Source organism: Staphylococcus pseudoxylosus (assembly GCF_003697915.1).
Taxonomy (GTDB): Bacteria; Bacillota; Bacilli; order Staphylococcales; family Staphylococcaceae; genus Staphylococcus; species Staphylococcus pseudoxylosus.
The window spans coordinates 163,366-176,120 of record NZ_RCVN01000004.1 but is presented as its reverse complement, the minus strand read 5'-3'; the positions used below and the strand labels follow the sequence as shown (position 1 = coordinate 176,120).

Genomic DNA, 12,755 nt, shown 5'->3' with positions numbered 1-12,755 from the left:
TAAATGGAATTATCGTCTAGAGTTACTAAATTATTAAATATTAAATATCCAATTATACAAGCTGGCATGGCAGGATCGACCACGCCTGAATTAGTTGCGACAGTGAGTAATAGTGGTGGATTAGGAACGATTGGCGCAGGCTATTTTAGTGCAGAGCGACTGGAAAAAGAAATCACTAATGTGCAACAATTAACTGATTTACCTTATTCAGTGAACTTGTTTGTGCCTAGTGAGAAGTTATTTATTCCTGAAAAAGTAGAGCACATGAATGCTTGGTTAAAACCATATCGCAGAGCATTAAATATAGATGAACCTATTGTTAATATAAGTGAGAAACAGCAGTTTGAAGATACGATTGATATCGTGATTGAAAAAGGCGTGCCTGTAGTTTCGTTTACATTTGGCATTCCTGAACAATCAATACTTACCAGATTAAAAGAAAGAAATATTAAAGTCATAGGAACGGCTACAAGTGTGGAGGAAGCGATTGCTAATGAAAGTGCAGGTATGGATGCTATCATAGCCCAGGGCAGTGAGGCAGGTGGCCATAGGGGCGCTTTTACAGAAACATCCAGCAATCTCACTCCTCTCATAGGTACGATGTCACTCATACCTCAAATTGTCGACCAGGTGAGTATACCTGTCGTTGCAGCAGGTGGTATTATGGATGGCAGAGGTATGGTCGCTAGTATGGTTTTAGGCGCTGAAGGCATACAAATGGGTACGGCATTTTTAACATCCGAGGAAAGTGGTGCAAGCCAACTTTATAAAAATGCAATCCAACATAGTAAAGAAACAGATACTGTAGTTACAAATGTCTTTACTGGTAAACCTGCGAGAGGTATAGATAATGAGTTTATCCATGAAATGGGTGAATATAATGAAGATATCCCAGATTACCCTATACAAAATCAATTAACTAGCGCAATTCGTAAAGAAGCGGCTAGAGAAGGTAATGCGCAGTGGACACATTTATGGAGTGGACAAAGTCCTAGATTGGCGCAATGTTCGTCGGCATCAGCATTGATGGAACGTATTGTACAACAAGCAAACCAACTATTGAATCAGTGAATAACTATAAATATATGATAAGCACAATATGTAAATTGCTTATTAAGCTATAGCATAGCTAAAAAAATTTGAAAATAGTGTTTTTAAGCAATGAGGAGTAGTATTGAAATCAACTTTAAACTTTTGATTTCAATACTATTTCTCTTTTTTATTATTGAAAATTAACACTGACTAAAATGATCACGTCATTATCAGATTTTTAAATACATTCGATAAATCATAAAGTATCAAGATTTACTTTTTTAAGTTATAGTAAATTGAATTTAATCAAGTGAATCCATTAAAACATATGTGGTATCATTAACTTGGTGATACTATGATAAATATAGGGTTAACAGGTTGGGGAGACCATGATTCATTGTATGAAGACTTGCAGCGTAAGACGGATAAATTAGCTACATATGCAAGTCATTTTCCAATTGTAGAATTGGACGCAACGTATTATGCAATTCAACCTGAGAGAAATATTAGAAAATGGATAAAAGAAACACCTGAAAGATTTAAATTTATAGTGAAAATACATCAAGCATTAACTTTACATGCAGACTACCATGACTTTGCTGAGACAAGACAAACTTTAGTAGATCAGTTCAAAATGATGCTTCAACCATTAAAAGATGAAAATAAGCTTGCGATGGTGTTGGTACAATTTCCTCCTTGGTTTGATTGTACTGTTCAAAATATAACGTATATTCGTTATATTCGAGCACAATTGGAAGCTTTTCCTGTATGTGTAGAATTTAGACATCAATCTTGGTTTAACGAGTCTTTTAAAGAAGAAACGTTATCGTTCTTAACACAACAAGATATCATACATGCGGTTTGTGATGAACCTCAAGTTGGTCAAGGTTCTATACCCATGGTTAACCGCATTACAAATGAAACCGCATTTGTACGGTACCATGGAAGAAATGTACATGGATGGACTAAAAAAGATATGACGGATGATGCTTGGAGAGAAGTAAGGTATTTATATGATTATAGTGAACAAGAATTAAAAGCATTAATTGATAAAGTGAAAGTACTAGAACATAAAGCAAAAGATATTTACGTCGTTTTTAATAATAATTCTGGTGGACATGCAGCCCAAAATGCTAAAACCTATCAACGCTTATTGGGCATAGATTATCAGGGATTAGCGCCACAACAATTAAAATTATTTTAGGAGCGATTGGATGTTAACTGTAATATTATTGATTTTAATTGGTGGTTTATCAGCAATTTTAGGATCATTAGTTGGTATTGGTGGAGGTATAATCATTGTACCTACACTAGTTTATTTAGGTGTTGATCATGATTTACTTGAAGGTATGACGCCTCAAATCGCTATAGGTACCTCATCAGTTATATTAATAGTAACTGGATTGTCTTCGACGTTGGGGTATTTGAAAACTAAACAAGTTGATGTGAAAAATGGCTCGATATTTTTATTTGGTTTGCTACCAGGGGCGCTCATTGGCTCTGTAATAAGTCGTTACTTAACATTAACATCTTTTAACTTGTATTTTGGTTTGTTTTTAATATTAGTAGCGAGTTTGCTTGTAATACGAAAGAAAATAAAACCATTAAAAATATTTGCTAAAGCAAAGTACGAACGGAGTTATATTGATGGTTATGGTAAGCAATATTTTTATCATGTGCCACCTTTAATTTCCTTCATTGCAACATTATTTATTGGTATATTAACCGGATTACTAGGTATAGGTGGTGGTGCATTAATGACACCACTGATGTTAATTGTATTTAGATTCCCACCACATGTGGCTGTCGGTACAAGTATGATGATGATATTCTTTTCTAGTGTTATGAGTTCAGTAGGCCATATTGCACAAGGACATGTGGCCTGGTTATATGCAATTGTCCTAGTGTTTGCAAGTTATTTTGGTGCAAAGATCGGTGTGAAAATTAATCACTCGGTAAAATCAGAGACCGTTGTCATATTATTGCGTACAGTAATGTTAATTATGGGTATATATTTAATAATTAAATCATTTTTATAAAACGAAGGAGGGGAACTATAGATGAAGTTAACAATTTATCACACAAATGACATACATAGTCACTTACACGAATATGCACGAATTACAGAGTATTTGACTCAAAAGAGACCACAGCTAAACCATCATTCGTTATATTTAGATATTGGCGACCATGTTGACCTTTCGGCGCCTGTCACTGAAGCAACTATGGGTATAAAAAATGTCGAATTATTAAATGAAGCACACTGTGATATCGCTACGATTGGTAATAATGAAGGTATGACAATTTCTCATGATGCGTTAAATACTTTATATGACAATGCAACATTCGATGTTACTTGTGCGAATGTCTTTGATGAACAGGGGCGTTTACCCCGTAATATGTCATCATCATTCATAAAAGTTATAGACGGGGTACGCATACTATTTATTGCGGCTACTGCGCCATTCACTCCTTTTTATCGAGCTTTAGATTGGATTGTCACAAATCCTTTAGAAGCAATTAAAGATGAAATAAATGCTAATGAAGGTGCCTATGATTTACTTGTGATTATGAGCCATGTTGGTGTATTCTTTGACGAAAAATTATGCCAAGAAATTCCAGAAATTGATTTGATTTTAGGTAGTCATACACACCACTATTTTGAAAATGGTGAGATTAACAATGGTGTATTAATGGCTGCAGCAGGAAAATATGGGCATTTTTTAGGGGAAGTCACTTTAGAAATTGAAAATAATAGCATAGTTAAAAAACAAGCAATACTTCATCCACTAGACAAATTACCAAAAGTTGAGACTCATTTTGATGAAGAAGGAAAAATGTTGTTAAATGATTCAGTGATTGATCGACCAATTTCCTTACCTAGAAGAACAGATACCATTACTCAAACGGCGCATATTTTAGCAGAAAGTATTTTTGAATTTACGAATGCAGACTGTACAATTATTAATGCAGGACTCATCGTAAATGGCATAGAGGCAGAACGTTTAACGGAGTACGATATACATCAGATGTTACCTCACCCTATTAACGCAGTCCGTATTAGATTAAGTGGGCGAGAGTTGAAAAATATAATAATTAAAAGTCAAAAACAAGAATACCTTAATGAACACGCACAAGGTCTGGGTTTTAGAGGTAATATTTTTGGCGGCTATATTTTATATAATTTAGGATTTATTGAGTCTGAATCACGTTATTTTATAAATGGTGAATTAATCAATGATGACGAGACATATATATTGGGAACGATAGATATGTATACGTTTGGACGTTATTTTCCTACTTTAAAAGATCAGTCTATAGATTACTTGATGCCAGAGTTTTTAAGAGATATTTTTAAAGAAAAATTATTGGAATATTAAAATATGACTTTATACGTTTTAATTTACCTGAATTTTCGTTATAATGATTAGAGATTTCAAATCAGGAGGATTGTGCGGTTATGGCTACTAAAAATGAAGAGATTTTACGTAAACCAGATTGGTTGAAAATAAAGCTAAATACTAACGAAAACTACACTGGTCTTAAGAAAATGATGCGCGAAAAGAATTTACATACAGTTTGCGAAGAAGCAAAGTGTCCAAATATACATGAATGTTGGGGAGAACGTCGTACTGCTACGTTTATGATTTTAGGTGCAGTATGTACACGTGCATGTCGTTTCTGTGCAGTTAAAACAGGACTTCCAAATGAATTAGATTTAGATGAGCCAGAACGCGTGGCTGAATCTGTAGAATTAATGAATTTAAAACATGTTGTTATTACAGCTGTGGCTCGTGATGACTTAAGAGATGCAGGATCAAATGTATACGCTGAAACTGTACGTAAAGTACGTGAGCGTAATCCTTTCACATCAATAGAAATCTTACCTTCAGATATGGGCGGAGACTATGATGCTTTAGAAACTTTAATGGCGTCAAAACCAGACATTTTAAACCATAACATCGAAACAGTCCGCCGTTTGACACCGAGAGTTCGTGCTAGAGCAACTTATGATCGTACATTAGAGTTCTTAAGACGTTCTAAAGAGTTACAACCTGATATCCCAACAAAATCAAGTCTTATGGTTGGATTAGGTGAAACACACGAGGAAATCTATGAAACAATGGACGACCTACGTGCTAATGATGTTGATATTTTAACGATTGGTCAATATTTGCAACCTTCACGTAAACATTTAAAAGTTGAAAAATATTATACACCATTAGAGTTTGGTAAATTAAGAAAAGTAGCAATGGATAAAGGATTTAAACATTGCCAAGCAGGACCACTAGTAAGAAGTTCATACCATGCCGACGAGCAAGTAAATGAAGCGGCTAAAGAAAAACACCGTATTGGTGAAGCGCAACTTGGTACAGAAATCGGTAAGCATTTAAATAAATAAGTTAATTAAAGACTTAGTTCATTTGTTACAGTTGTGTTGATGCGCAATACTAATGAGCTAAGTCTTTCTTAGAAGTAAAATATAATTACATACAAGTCAAAGAACTATTTATTAATCAATTAATTAGTGAATAATAGTAATTTGATACGTTTAGATTAGGTGAATGACATGATAAAGTTAAATGGACAATTTTTTGAAATCATAGAAGATTATAGAGAATGTTTTGATGAAGAAACATTTGTGAATCGCTATTCAGATATATTAGATAAGTATGATTTTATTGTTGGAGATTTTGGTTATGACCAACTGAGGTTGAAAGGCTTTTATAAAGATTCTAATAAGAAAGCCGAATTAAGCAAACGCTTTTCAACAATTCAAGATTATTTATTAGAATATTGTAATTTTGGTTGCCCGTACTTTATATTAAGACGTATTCCAGAAGTAGAAATGAAAAATTATGTAGAGTCAAATGACATAGTTGAAACAGATTTTGAAGAAGATAAGTTGCACGATGTTAAAATAAAGCCTAGTATTCAAGATACTGAAAAATAATGATTTTGGGTATATCGTACTTTAAACAATATTTACTATATGTTTGAGTATTATGTGCAATAGTAATGTATGTATCGTTTGATTAAAATTTTGACGCATAAATAAAATAGTCCGACTTAAAAAAGCAACTTTATTCAATTTTGAATAAAGTTGCTTTTGGTTTATGGTGTTGAAGTGAACATATTTACAGAGCATAGAATTGAATTGCTATCGTTAATATAACGATTTCTACTTAGCTAAGGTTTGTTACGATAATCATATTTATATGCTTGTACGCATTTATTGAATAACTTCATTAAGGTATTCTGAAATTTCATTGCCTTCGTCTTCATTAACACCTAGGATGTGGGCAATATAACCTTCTTCTTCTAAATCGTCGGTACCTATTATACCGAATTGATTCGTTTGCATATTTAATACAATCGTTTTACCGAAATGACGGTTTGTTTGAACTAGCATTAGGTCATAGCGACTATGTTCACCAACAAAACCAACAAATTGCACCTGAGCAGATTCGTCATCATCATAAAGATACATATCAATCACTTTGAAACACTCCTTACTTCTTCTATTTTGCAAATCTAATTATTATAGATATTTAATTTAGTTAAAAAGTCTTAATTTACAGTATAACCATAAATGAATTCGACTGCAAAGGTATGGTATGATGAGATTGATAGGGGTGAAAAGATGTATTTCGTGAATAAAGATCAATTAAATACAAAATTAAATTACTTGCAACAACTTATTCGAGATTATCCGCAAAATAAAGATAATGTTTATGCGTTCGAGCGCATAGCACAAATGTTTATTGAATCAGCAGTAGACATTGGCAACATGATTATTGATGGTTTTATCTTAAGAGACCCAGGAAATTATAAAGACGTAATAGATATCTTAGCTTTGGAAAAAGTGATTTCAGAAGAAACACAAAATCAAATCAATAAAACGGTAGATGTTAGAAAACAATTTGTTCATTATTATGATGAACTTGATACCGCTGAATTAGTACCACTTTTTGACGAGTCGGTATCTTATTATCAAACATATGTAGAAGAAGTTATACAATTTTTAAAGAGTGAAGATGTACCTGTAACGGCATTTGGCAAAAAAGGAGAATAAGTAATATGAAAAAATATCAAGCTTACTTAATTGATTTGGATGGTACTTTATATAAAGGCGATGAACATATAGATGGTGCGTCTCAATTTATATCATATTTAAATCAATATAAAATTCCACATTTATATGTGACTAATAATTCTACCAAAGACCCAGAAGAAGTAGCAGCGAAATTAAATAAAATAGGATTAGTCGCACAAGCTGATGAGGTTGTTACATCAGCGCTAGCTACTGCAGAATATATTGCTGAGGAATCTCCAGGAGCAAGTGTATATATGCTAGGTGGTAGCGGATTGAAACATGCGTTAACAGACAAAGGATTAGTCGTTAAAGAAGATGAATTTGTAGATTATGTTGTTATTGGTTTAGACGAAGCCGTTACTTATGAAAAATTAGCGACTGCCACTTTAGGAGTACGTAATGGTGCGAAATTTATTTCAACTAACCAAGATGTATCAATACCAAAGGAACGTGGATTTTTACCTGGAAATGGCGCGATTACAAGCGTAGTCACAGTGTCAACTGGCGTCCAACCTACATTTATCGGTAAACCAGAACCAATTATTATGAAAAAAGCGCTAGACATTTTAGGGTTAGAGCGCTCAGAGGTTGCGATGGTAGGTGATTTATACGACACAGATATTATGTCGGGCATCAATGTGAATATTGATACGATTCATGTACAAACAGGTGTAACAACCAAAGAAGAAATTGAACAGAAGCCAGTACCGCCGACCTATACATTTAAAGATTTAAATGATGTTATTAAAGAACTCGAGAGTTAGGAGTGATTGAATGGAAAAAATCATTGTAAGTAGAAGTATTCCACAACCATTTATAGATCAGTTAGAGGCTATTGCACAAGTTGAAATGTGGGATGAGTCTTTAATACCAATGCCAAGAGATCAATTTCTAGAGGCTATTAAAGATGCAACTGCTTGTTTAATTACTTTAAGTGAAAAAATAGATAGTGAAGTTATCAAAGCTGCTCCAAAATTGAAAGTGATTGCTAATATGGCAGTTGGTTTTGATAATATAGATGTCCCCCTTGTAAATAGTAAAGGGATTACTGTAACTAATACACCTGGTGTACTTACTGAAACAACTGCAGAACTTGGATTTACATTGATGTTAACAGTAGCTAGACGTATTGTGGAAGCTGAAAAGTATGTTCAAAATGGAGAGTGGCAAAGTTGGGGACCATACTTATTTGCCGGAAAAGATTTGTCTAATGCCAATGTAGGAATATATGGTATGGGTGAGATTGGTAAGGCATTTGCAAGAAGGTTAAAAGGTTTTGATACTAAGATTATGTATCATAATAGATCTAGAAATAAAGATACTGAAAAAGCACTTGGTGCATTGTATGTTCCTTTTGATACTTTGCTTGAACATAGTGATTTTATTATTTGTACTGCACCACTTACAGAAGAAACTAGAAATAAATTTAATACCCAAGCCTTTGAAAAAATGAAAAGTGATGCCATTTTTATAAATATTGGGCGAGGTGCTGTCGTAGATGAAGAGGCGCTTGTATTTGCGTTACAAAATGGACAGATTGCAGCTTGTGGACTTGACGTTTTACGCGAAGAGCCAATAGATATGGCACATCCTTTATTATCGATGGACAATGCTGTTATCGTTCCACATATTGGAAGCGCCTCTGTTACAACCAGAAATCGTATGATTCAATTATGTGTTGATAATATAAGATTAATATTAAGCAATCAACGAGCTAAAACACCAGTCAATTTTAAATAAATTTTGTAAATAGATGATATGGCGACGTTTTGTATTATTACATCCGAATATAAAAGAAATAAGGTAGAGCGTTAATACTTACCTCTAATATAGAAATATACCTCTGTTTTAAAGAGAGGTGTATCAGACTGTCGACAAAGTTTCCGACTTTGTTGGCAGTTTTTTTGTGCATGCTTTCCCAGGGAGATGCCTTAGCTAGTAGTCTCGGGTAGTGCGCTTCACGCAGGAATCCAGCTAAATCACTGCCAGTATTACACTAAAAAGATTATTATATAAATTAAACAATGGTGGTGTTTACTATGTCGAATAAATTAATTGATAATAAAACCAACTTTGGTCTGAAAACCTACTGTTATTTTGAAAAAACTATACAAATAAACTTTAGTCGAATAATGAACTAAGGATGGTCTACGTTTTAATCCACCTCTGTTTTAAAGGGAGGTGGATTTTCATGTGAAATTTTAATTAATAGGCTATAAATAATGGTGTAAAGAATAACATTATTAAAAAAATCAATTGTATAAGTGTCGAATTTGTTACAAATCTCCCCTCGATTAAATAGCTAAATAACAAATTTTAAAGCAAGTAGATAATGAATAATTTTCAAAATTTATTATGATTGCTCCTTATTAATTTGTACATTTTCCGTAGCAATTTCATGACGCTACTACATACTTTAAATACGGTAGATAGCAATAACAACGCTCAGTTATAGTCTTAGGCAAGATTTTTTAACAATGATTTGTAACAAATAATTACATTATTACTACGATAATAAAATATTACTTCGAATCATATTATGTAAAACAAACTAATAATTAATAATAGTTTTGGTTTTATAAAACTCTATAAAATAAACAATCTAACATTTTTGTTATATATAAATATGTTAATTCGATTGTCACAACATCATAAAAAATGTATAATAAGTTGGTAAAATGTTAAAGTAGTGTAAATAGTACTACAACAAAAAAATTACTTATGTAATAAATAGTTAATAATATAAGAAATAATTAGAATGAAGAGGTGAAAAATGCGTAAAGAGATGGAAAATACGACAAAATATCAAAAAATTAAACCATGGTTATTAACTCTTTTATATTTTGCGATATTTATAGCACTGTATTTAATTTATGGTTCTGGAGATACGCATAATAACTTTATTTATAATGAATTTTAGTCGAGGAGAATAGTATGAAGGATATTATATATTCATTAATTGAAAATGAAAAAATGTACCCTGAGCAAATAGCAATAAAGCATAATACAGATGTATTAACGTATCGTGAGTTAAATCAATATGCAAATAAACTCGCAGATTTAATCAAAGATAGTAAAAGTCCATTAATTGTATATGGTCATATGTCGCCGTTTATGATTGTGGGAATGATTGCCAGCATGAAGGCAGGATGTGGTTATGTACCACTTGATGTATCTATGCCTGAAGAGCGTATTAATACGATTACTGAAAAAATTAACCCTGATTTTATTTTTAATACAAGTGAACATTCGCTAGATAGTAATGACAGAGTAATCATTAATACTGAAACACTTGTGATGGATCGTCGTACTGTTGAATTTGAAGCTAAAATTAAAGATCAAGATATTGCATATACTATTTTTACATCAGGCTCAACAGGTGAACCTAAGGGTGTACAAATTAGGTATGAAAGTCTTAACGAATTTACGAACTGGATGGTAGATTTGAATAAAATAGGTGAGAATCAACAATGGCTAAATCAAGCTCCATTTTCATTTGATTTATCTGTAATGGCAATTTATCCATGTTTAGCTACTGCAGGAACATTAAATTTAGTAGATAAGACAATGATTAATAAGCCTAAATTATTAAATGATATGCTAGAGCAATCCAAAATAAACGTATGGGTGTCTACACCATCATTTATGGAAATGTGCTTAATGTTACCTAATTTAACAGAAGAACGTTATGAAAGCTTAAAAGAATTCTTCTTTTGTGGTGAAATTTTACCGCATAAAACTGCTAAGATGTTGTTACAACGCTTCCCATCTGCATATATTTATAATACATACGGACCTACAGAAGCGACAGTTGCAGTTACAAGTATCTTAATTACTGAAGCGGTTATCAATCAATATAATCCACTACCAGTGGGCAAAGTGAGACCGGGAACGCAATTGTCTTTAGCTGAAAATGAAGAATTAATCATTTCCGGACAATGCGTAAGTGAAGGTTATGTGAAAGATGAGCAACGTTCTAACGCAGTATTTAAAGATATAAATAATCGCAGATCTTATTTTACTGGTGATAAAGCAACCGTTCAAGATGACTTATGGTTTATCACTGGGCGTATAGATTTTCAGGTGAAACTAAATGGATACCGTATGGAGCTAGAAGAAATAGAATTTCATTTAAGACAGGTAGATGTAGTCAAAGAAGCAATTGTTGTTCCAGTATACAAAAATAATAAAGTAACGCAATTACAAGGTGTTGTAGTCTTAAATGACTTAAACGATGTTAAAGATGAACAAACATTGATACACGATATTAAACAAGAACTTAAACAAGCGATGCCAGAATATATGATTCCAAGGAAGATTATATTTAAAGAGCAATTTCCTTTAACAATAAATGGGAAATTAGATCGTAAGCAGATTGCCGAGGATGTATTAGCATGATTCCATATGGCACATTTACGTTCTTTCTTATAGCATTTATAGTCTTAATTCCGGTTATTATATTAGGTTTAGCTGGAAAGAGAAGCCGTATTTATAATGGTATAAGTACAGCTATTATGATTGTGCTTATTTTTTCTTCCGATAAACATAATTTATTTGGCCAAGCATATTTAAGTGTTCAACTTATAAACTTTGTTTTATATCTATTATGGCAAGTTGCAATCATTATGTTTTATTGGAAATCACGTTCAAAAAACAACTCATTTATAAAGTTTTTCACAGTGATTGCTTTATCCATATTGCCACTTGTAGTGGTGAAAGTAATGCAAAGTTCGTGGTTTGGTGCTGCGCAATTAAAGCTCCATGAAAATAAGGTAATTGAATTTATAGGCTTCTTAGGTATTTCTTACGTTACTTTCAAAAGCGTTCAATTATTAATGGAAATTCGTGATGGTTCTATAAAAGAAGTGAAAGCTACTAAAGTATTTCAATTCATTTCGTTTTTCCCGACCATTTCATCTGGTCCAATTGACCGCTACAAACGTTTTGTCAAAGATGAAAGCAAGATACAAAGTAGTGAAAGTTATCGAGCATCACTAAATAAAGCCATCCATTTTATTATGCTAGGTTTTTTATATAAATATATTATTGCTTATTTAATACAAGTTTATGCAATTAATCCATTAATGTTAGATTTTTCAAATTTCACTGCTAAATGGTTATATATGTATGCGTATAGTTTATATCTATTCTTTGACTTCGCTGGTTATTCATTATTTGCTATGGCATTTAGTTATTTATATGGCATACAGACACCACAAAACTTTAAGCAACCGTTTAAAGCAAAGAATATCAAAGATTTTTGGAATAGATGGCATATGTCTTTATCATTTTGGTTTAGAGATTGTATTTATATGAGAGCTTTATTTTACATGTCGAAAAAACGCTTATTAAAAAATCAATTTACCATGTCTAATATTGCTTTTTCATTAAACTTTTTAATTATGGGCATTTGGCATGGCATTGAAGTTCATTATATTTTGTATGGTTTATATCACGCAGTTTTATTTATTGGTTATGGTTATTATGAAAAATGGCGAAAAAATCATCCGCCAAGATGGTCTAACCGATATACATCAATGTTAAGTATTATCGTTACATTCCATTTTGTAACGTTTGGTTTTCTTATCTTTTCTGGGAAACTGTTTTAATTATGAGGAGGAGTTAT

General features: G+C 32.5%; 13 protein-coding genes. 12 read left to right on the top strand and 1 reads right to left on the bottom strand.

The window, feature by feature from the left end; all coding sequences use genetic code 11:
• Window positions 1-3 precede the first annotated feature (3 nt).
• The 6 genes from D9V42_RS05050 to D9V42_RS05025 all read left to right on the top strand — a co-directional run bounded on the left by D9V42_RS05050 (window position 4) and on the right by D9V42_RS05025 (window position 5,986).
• Window positions 4-1,071 (top strand): NAD(P)H-dependent flavin oxidoreductase, encoded by a 1,068-nt coding sequence (locus D9V42_RS05050; RefSeq protein WP_122063511.1) that lies wholly within the window; start codon window positions 4-6, stop codon window positions 1,069-1,071.
• 316 nt (window positions 1,072-1,387) lie between these two features.
• Window positions 1,388-2,236 carry a DUF72 domain-containing protein gene (locus D9V42_RS05045; protein ID WP_107530143.1) on the top strand — a complete coding sequence of 283 codons (849 nt, stop codon included), beginning with the start codon at window positions 1,388-1,390 and terminating at the stop codon, window positions 2,234-2,236.
• 10 nt (window positions 2,237-2,246) lie between these two features.
• Window positions 2,247-3,071 (top strand): sulfite exporter TauE/SafE family protein, encoded by an 825-nt coding sequence (locus D9V42_RS05040; RefSeq protein ID WP_107555934.1) that lies wholly within the window; start codon window positions 2,247-2,249, stop codon window positions 3,069-3,071.
• Window positions 3,072-3,092: 21 nt separating this feature from the next.
• Window positions 3,093-4,412, top strand: a complete 1,320-nt coding sequence (locus tag D9V42_RS05035) for a bifunctional metallophosphatase/5'-nucleotidase (protein ID WP_122063508.1) — start codon at window positions 3,093-3,095, stop codon at window positions 4,410-4,412.
• Window positions 4,413-4,492: 80 nt separating this feature from the next.
• Entirely contained in the window at window positions 4,493-5,434 is a 942-nt protein-coding gene (gene lipA, locus D9V42_RS05030; RefSeq protein ID WP_107555936.1) for a lipoyl synthase, read from the top strand.
• Window positions 5,435-5,602: 168 nt separating this feature from the next.
• Window positions 5,603-5,986, top strand: coding sequence for a YutD family protein (locus D9V42_RS05025; protein WP_107555937.1), 384 nt, complete (start codon window positions 5,603-5,605; stop codon window positions 5,984-5,986).
• A gap of 279 nt (window positions 5,987-6,265) precedes the next feature.
• Here the strand turns inward: D9V42_RS05025 and D9V42_RS05020 are convergent, their stop codons facing one another.
• Window positions 6,266-6,532, bottom strand: a complete 267-nt coding sequence (locus D9V42_RS05020; RefSeq protein ID WP_017722369.1) for a DUF3055 domain-containing protein — start codon at window positions 6,530-6,532, stop codon at window positions 6,266-6,268.
• Window positions 6,533-6,676: 144 nt separating this feature from the next.
• Between D9V42_RS05020 and D9V42_RS05015 the strand changes: the two genes are divergently transcribed.
• From D9V42_RS05015 to dltB, 6 genes are all read left to right on the top strand, one after another.
• The gene (locus tag D9V42_RS05015) at window positions 6,677-7,108 is read left to right on the top strand and encodes a DUF86 domain-containing protein (RefSeq protein ID WP_107555938.1); all 432 of its coding nucleotides are present in this window, start codon (window positions 6,677-6,679) and stop codon (window positions 7,106-7,108) included.
• A gap of 5 nt (window positions 7,109-7,113) precedes the next feature.
• Window positions 7,114-7,893, top strand: coding sequence for a TIGR01457 family HAD-type hydrolase (locus D9V42_RS05010; RefSeq protein ID WP_122063505.1), 780 nt, complete (start codon window positions 7,114-7,116; stop codon window positions 7,891-7,893).
• A gap of 10 nt (window positions 7,894-7,903) precedes the next feature.
• Complete coding sequence (locus tag D9V42_RS05005; protein ID WP_107555939.1) at window positions 7,904-8,869, top strand: 2-hydroxyacid dehydrogenase; 966 nt, start codon at window positions 7,904-7,906, stop codon at window positions 8,867-8,869.
• 1,033 nt (window positions 8,870-9,902) lie between these two features.
• Window positions 9,903-10,049 (top strand): teichoic acid D-Ala incorporation-associated protein DltX, encoded by a 147-nt coding sequence (locus D9V42_RS05000; protein WP_029377569.1) that lies wholly within the window; start codon window positions 9,903-9,905, stop codon window positions 10,047-10,049.
• Between the two features lie 14 nt (window positions 10,050-10,063).
• Window positions 10,064-11,527: a D-alanine--poly(phosphoribitol) ligase subunit DltA gene (dltA, locus tag D9V42_RS04995; protein WP_122063502.1), complete on the top strand. Its 1,464-nt coding sequence runs from the start codon at window positions 10,064-10,066 to the stop codon at window positions 11,525-11,527.
• Window positions 11,524-12,738, top strand: a complete 1,215-nt coding sequence (dltB, locus tag D9V42_RS04990) for a D-alanyl-lipoteichoic acid biosynthesis protein DltB (RefSeq protein ID WP_122063499.1) — start codon at window positions 11,524-11,526, stop codon at window positions 12,736-12,738. The genes dltA and dltB overlap by 4 nt, the downstream gene beginning before the upstream one ends.
• The last annotated feature ends 17 nt before the right edge of the window (window positions 12,739-12,755 follow it).

Coding starts and splice junctions, on each gene's coding strand:
- D9V42_RS05050 (WP_122063511.1), top strand. CDS start 4: ATGGAATTATCGTCTAGAGTTACTAAATTATTAAATATTAAATATCCA.
- D9V42_RS05045 (WP_107530143.1), top strand. CDS start 1,388: ATGATAAATATAGGGTTAACAGGTTGGGGAGACCATGATTCATTGTAT.
- D9V42_RS05040 (WP_107555934.1), top strand. CDS start 2,247: ATGTTAACTGTAATATTATTGATTTTAATTGGTGGTTTATCAGCAATT.
- D9V42_RS05035 (WP_122063508.1), top strand. CDS start 3,093: ATGAAGTTAACAATTTATCACACAAATGACATACATAGTCACTTACAC.
- lipA (WP_107555936.1), top strand. CDS start 4,493: ATGGCTACTAAAAATGAAGAGATTTTACGTAAACCAGATTGGTTGAAA.
- D9V42_RS05025 (WP_107555937.1), top strand. CDS start 5,603: ATGATAAAGTTAAATGGACAATTTTTTGAAATCATAGAAGATTATAGA.
- D9V42_RS05015 (WP_107555938.1), top strand. CDS start 6,677: ATGTATTTCGTGAATAAAGATCAATTAAATACAAAATTAAATTACTTG.
- D9V42_RS05010 (WP_122063505.1), top strand. CDS start 7,114: ATGAAAAAATATCAAGCTTACTTAATTGATTTGGATGGTACTTTATAT.
- D9V42_RS05005 (WP_107555939.1), top strand. CDS start 7,904: ATGGAAAAAATCATTGTAAGTAGAAGTATTCCACAACCATTTATAGAT.
- D9V42_RS05000 (WP_029377569.1), top strand. CDS start 9,903: ATGCGTAAAGAGATGGAAAATACGACAAAATATCAAAAAATTAAACCA.
- dltA (WP_122063502.1), top strand. CDS start 10,064: ATGAAGGATATTATATATTCATTAATTGAAAATGAAAAAATGTACCCT.
- dltB (WP_122063499.1), top strand. CDS start 11,524: ATGATTCCATATGGCACATTTACGTTCTTTCTTATAGCATTTATAGTC.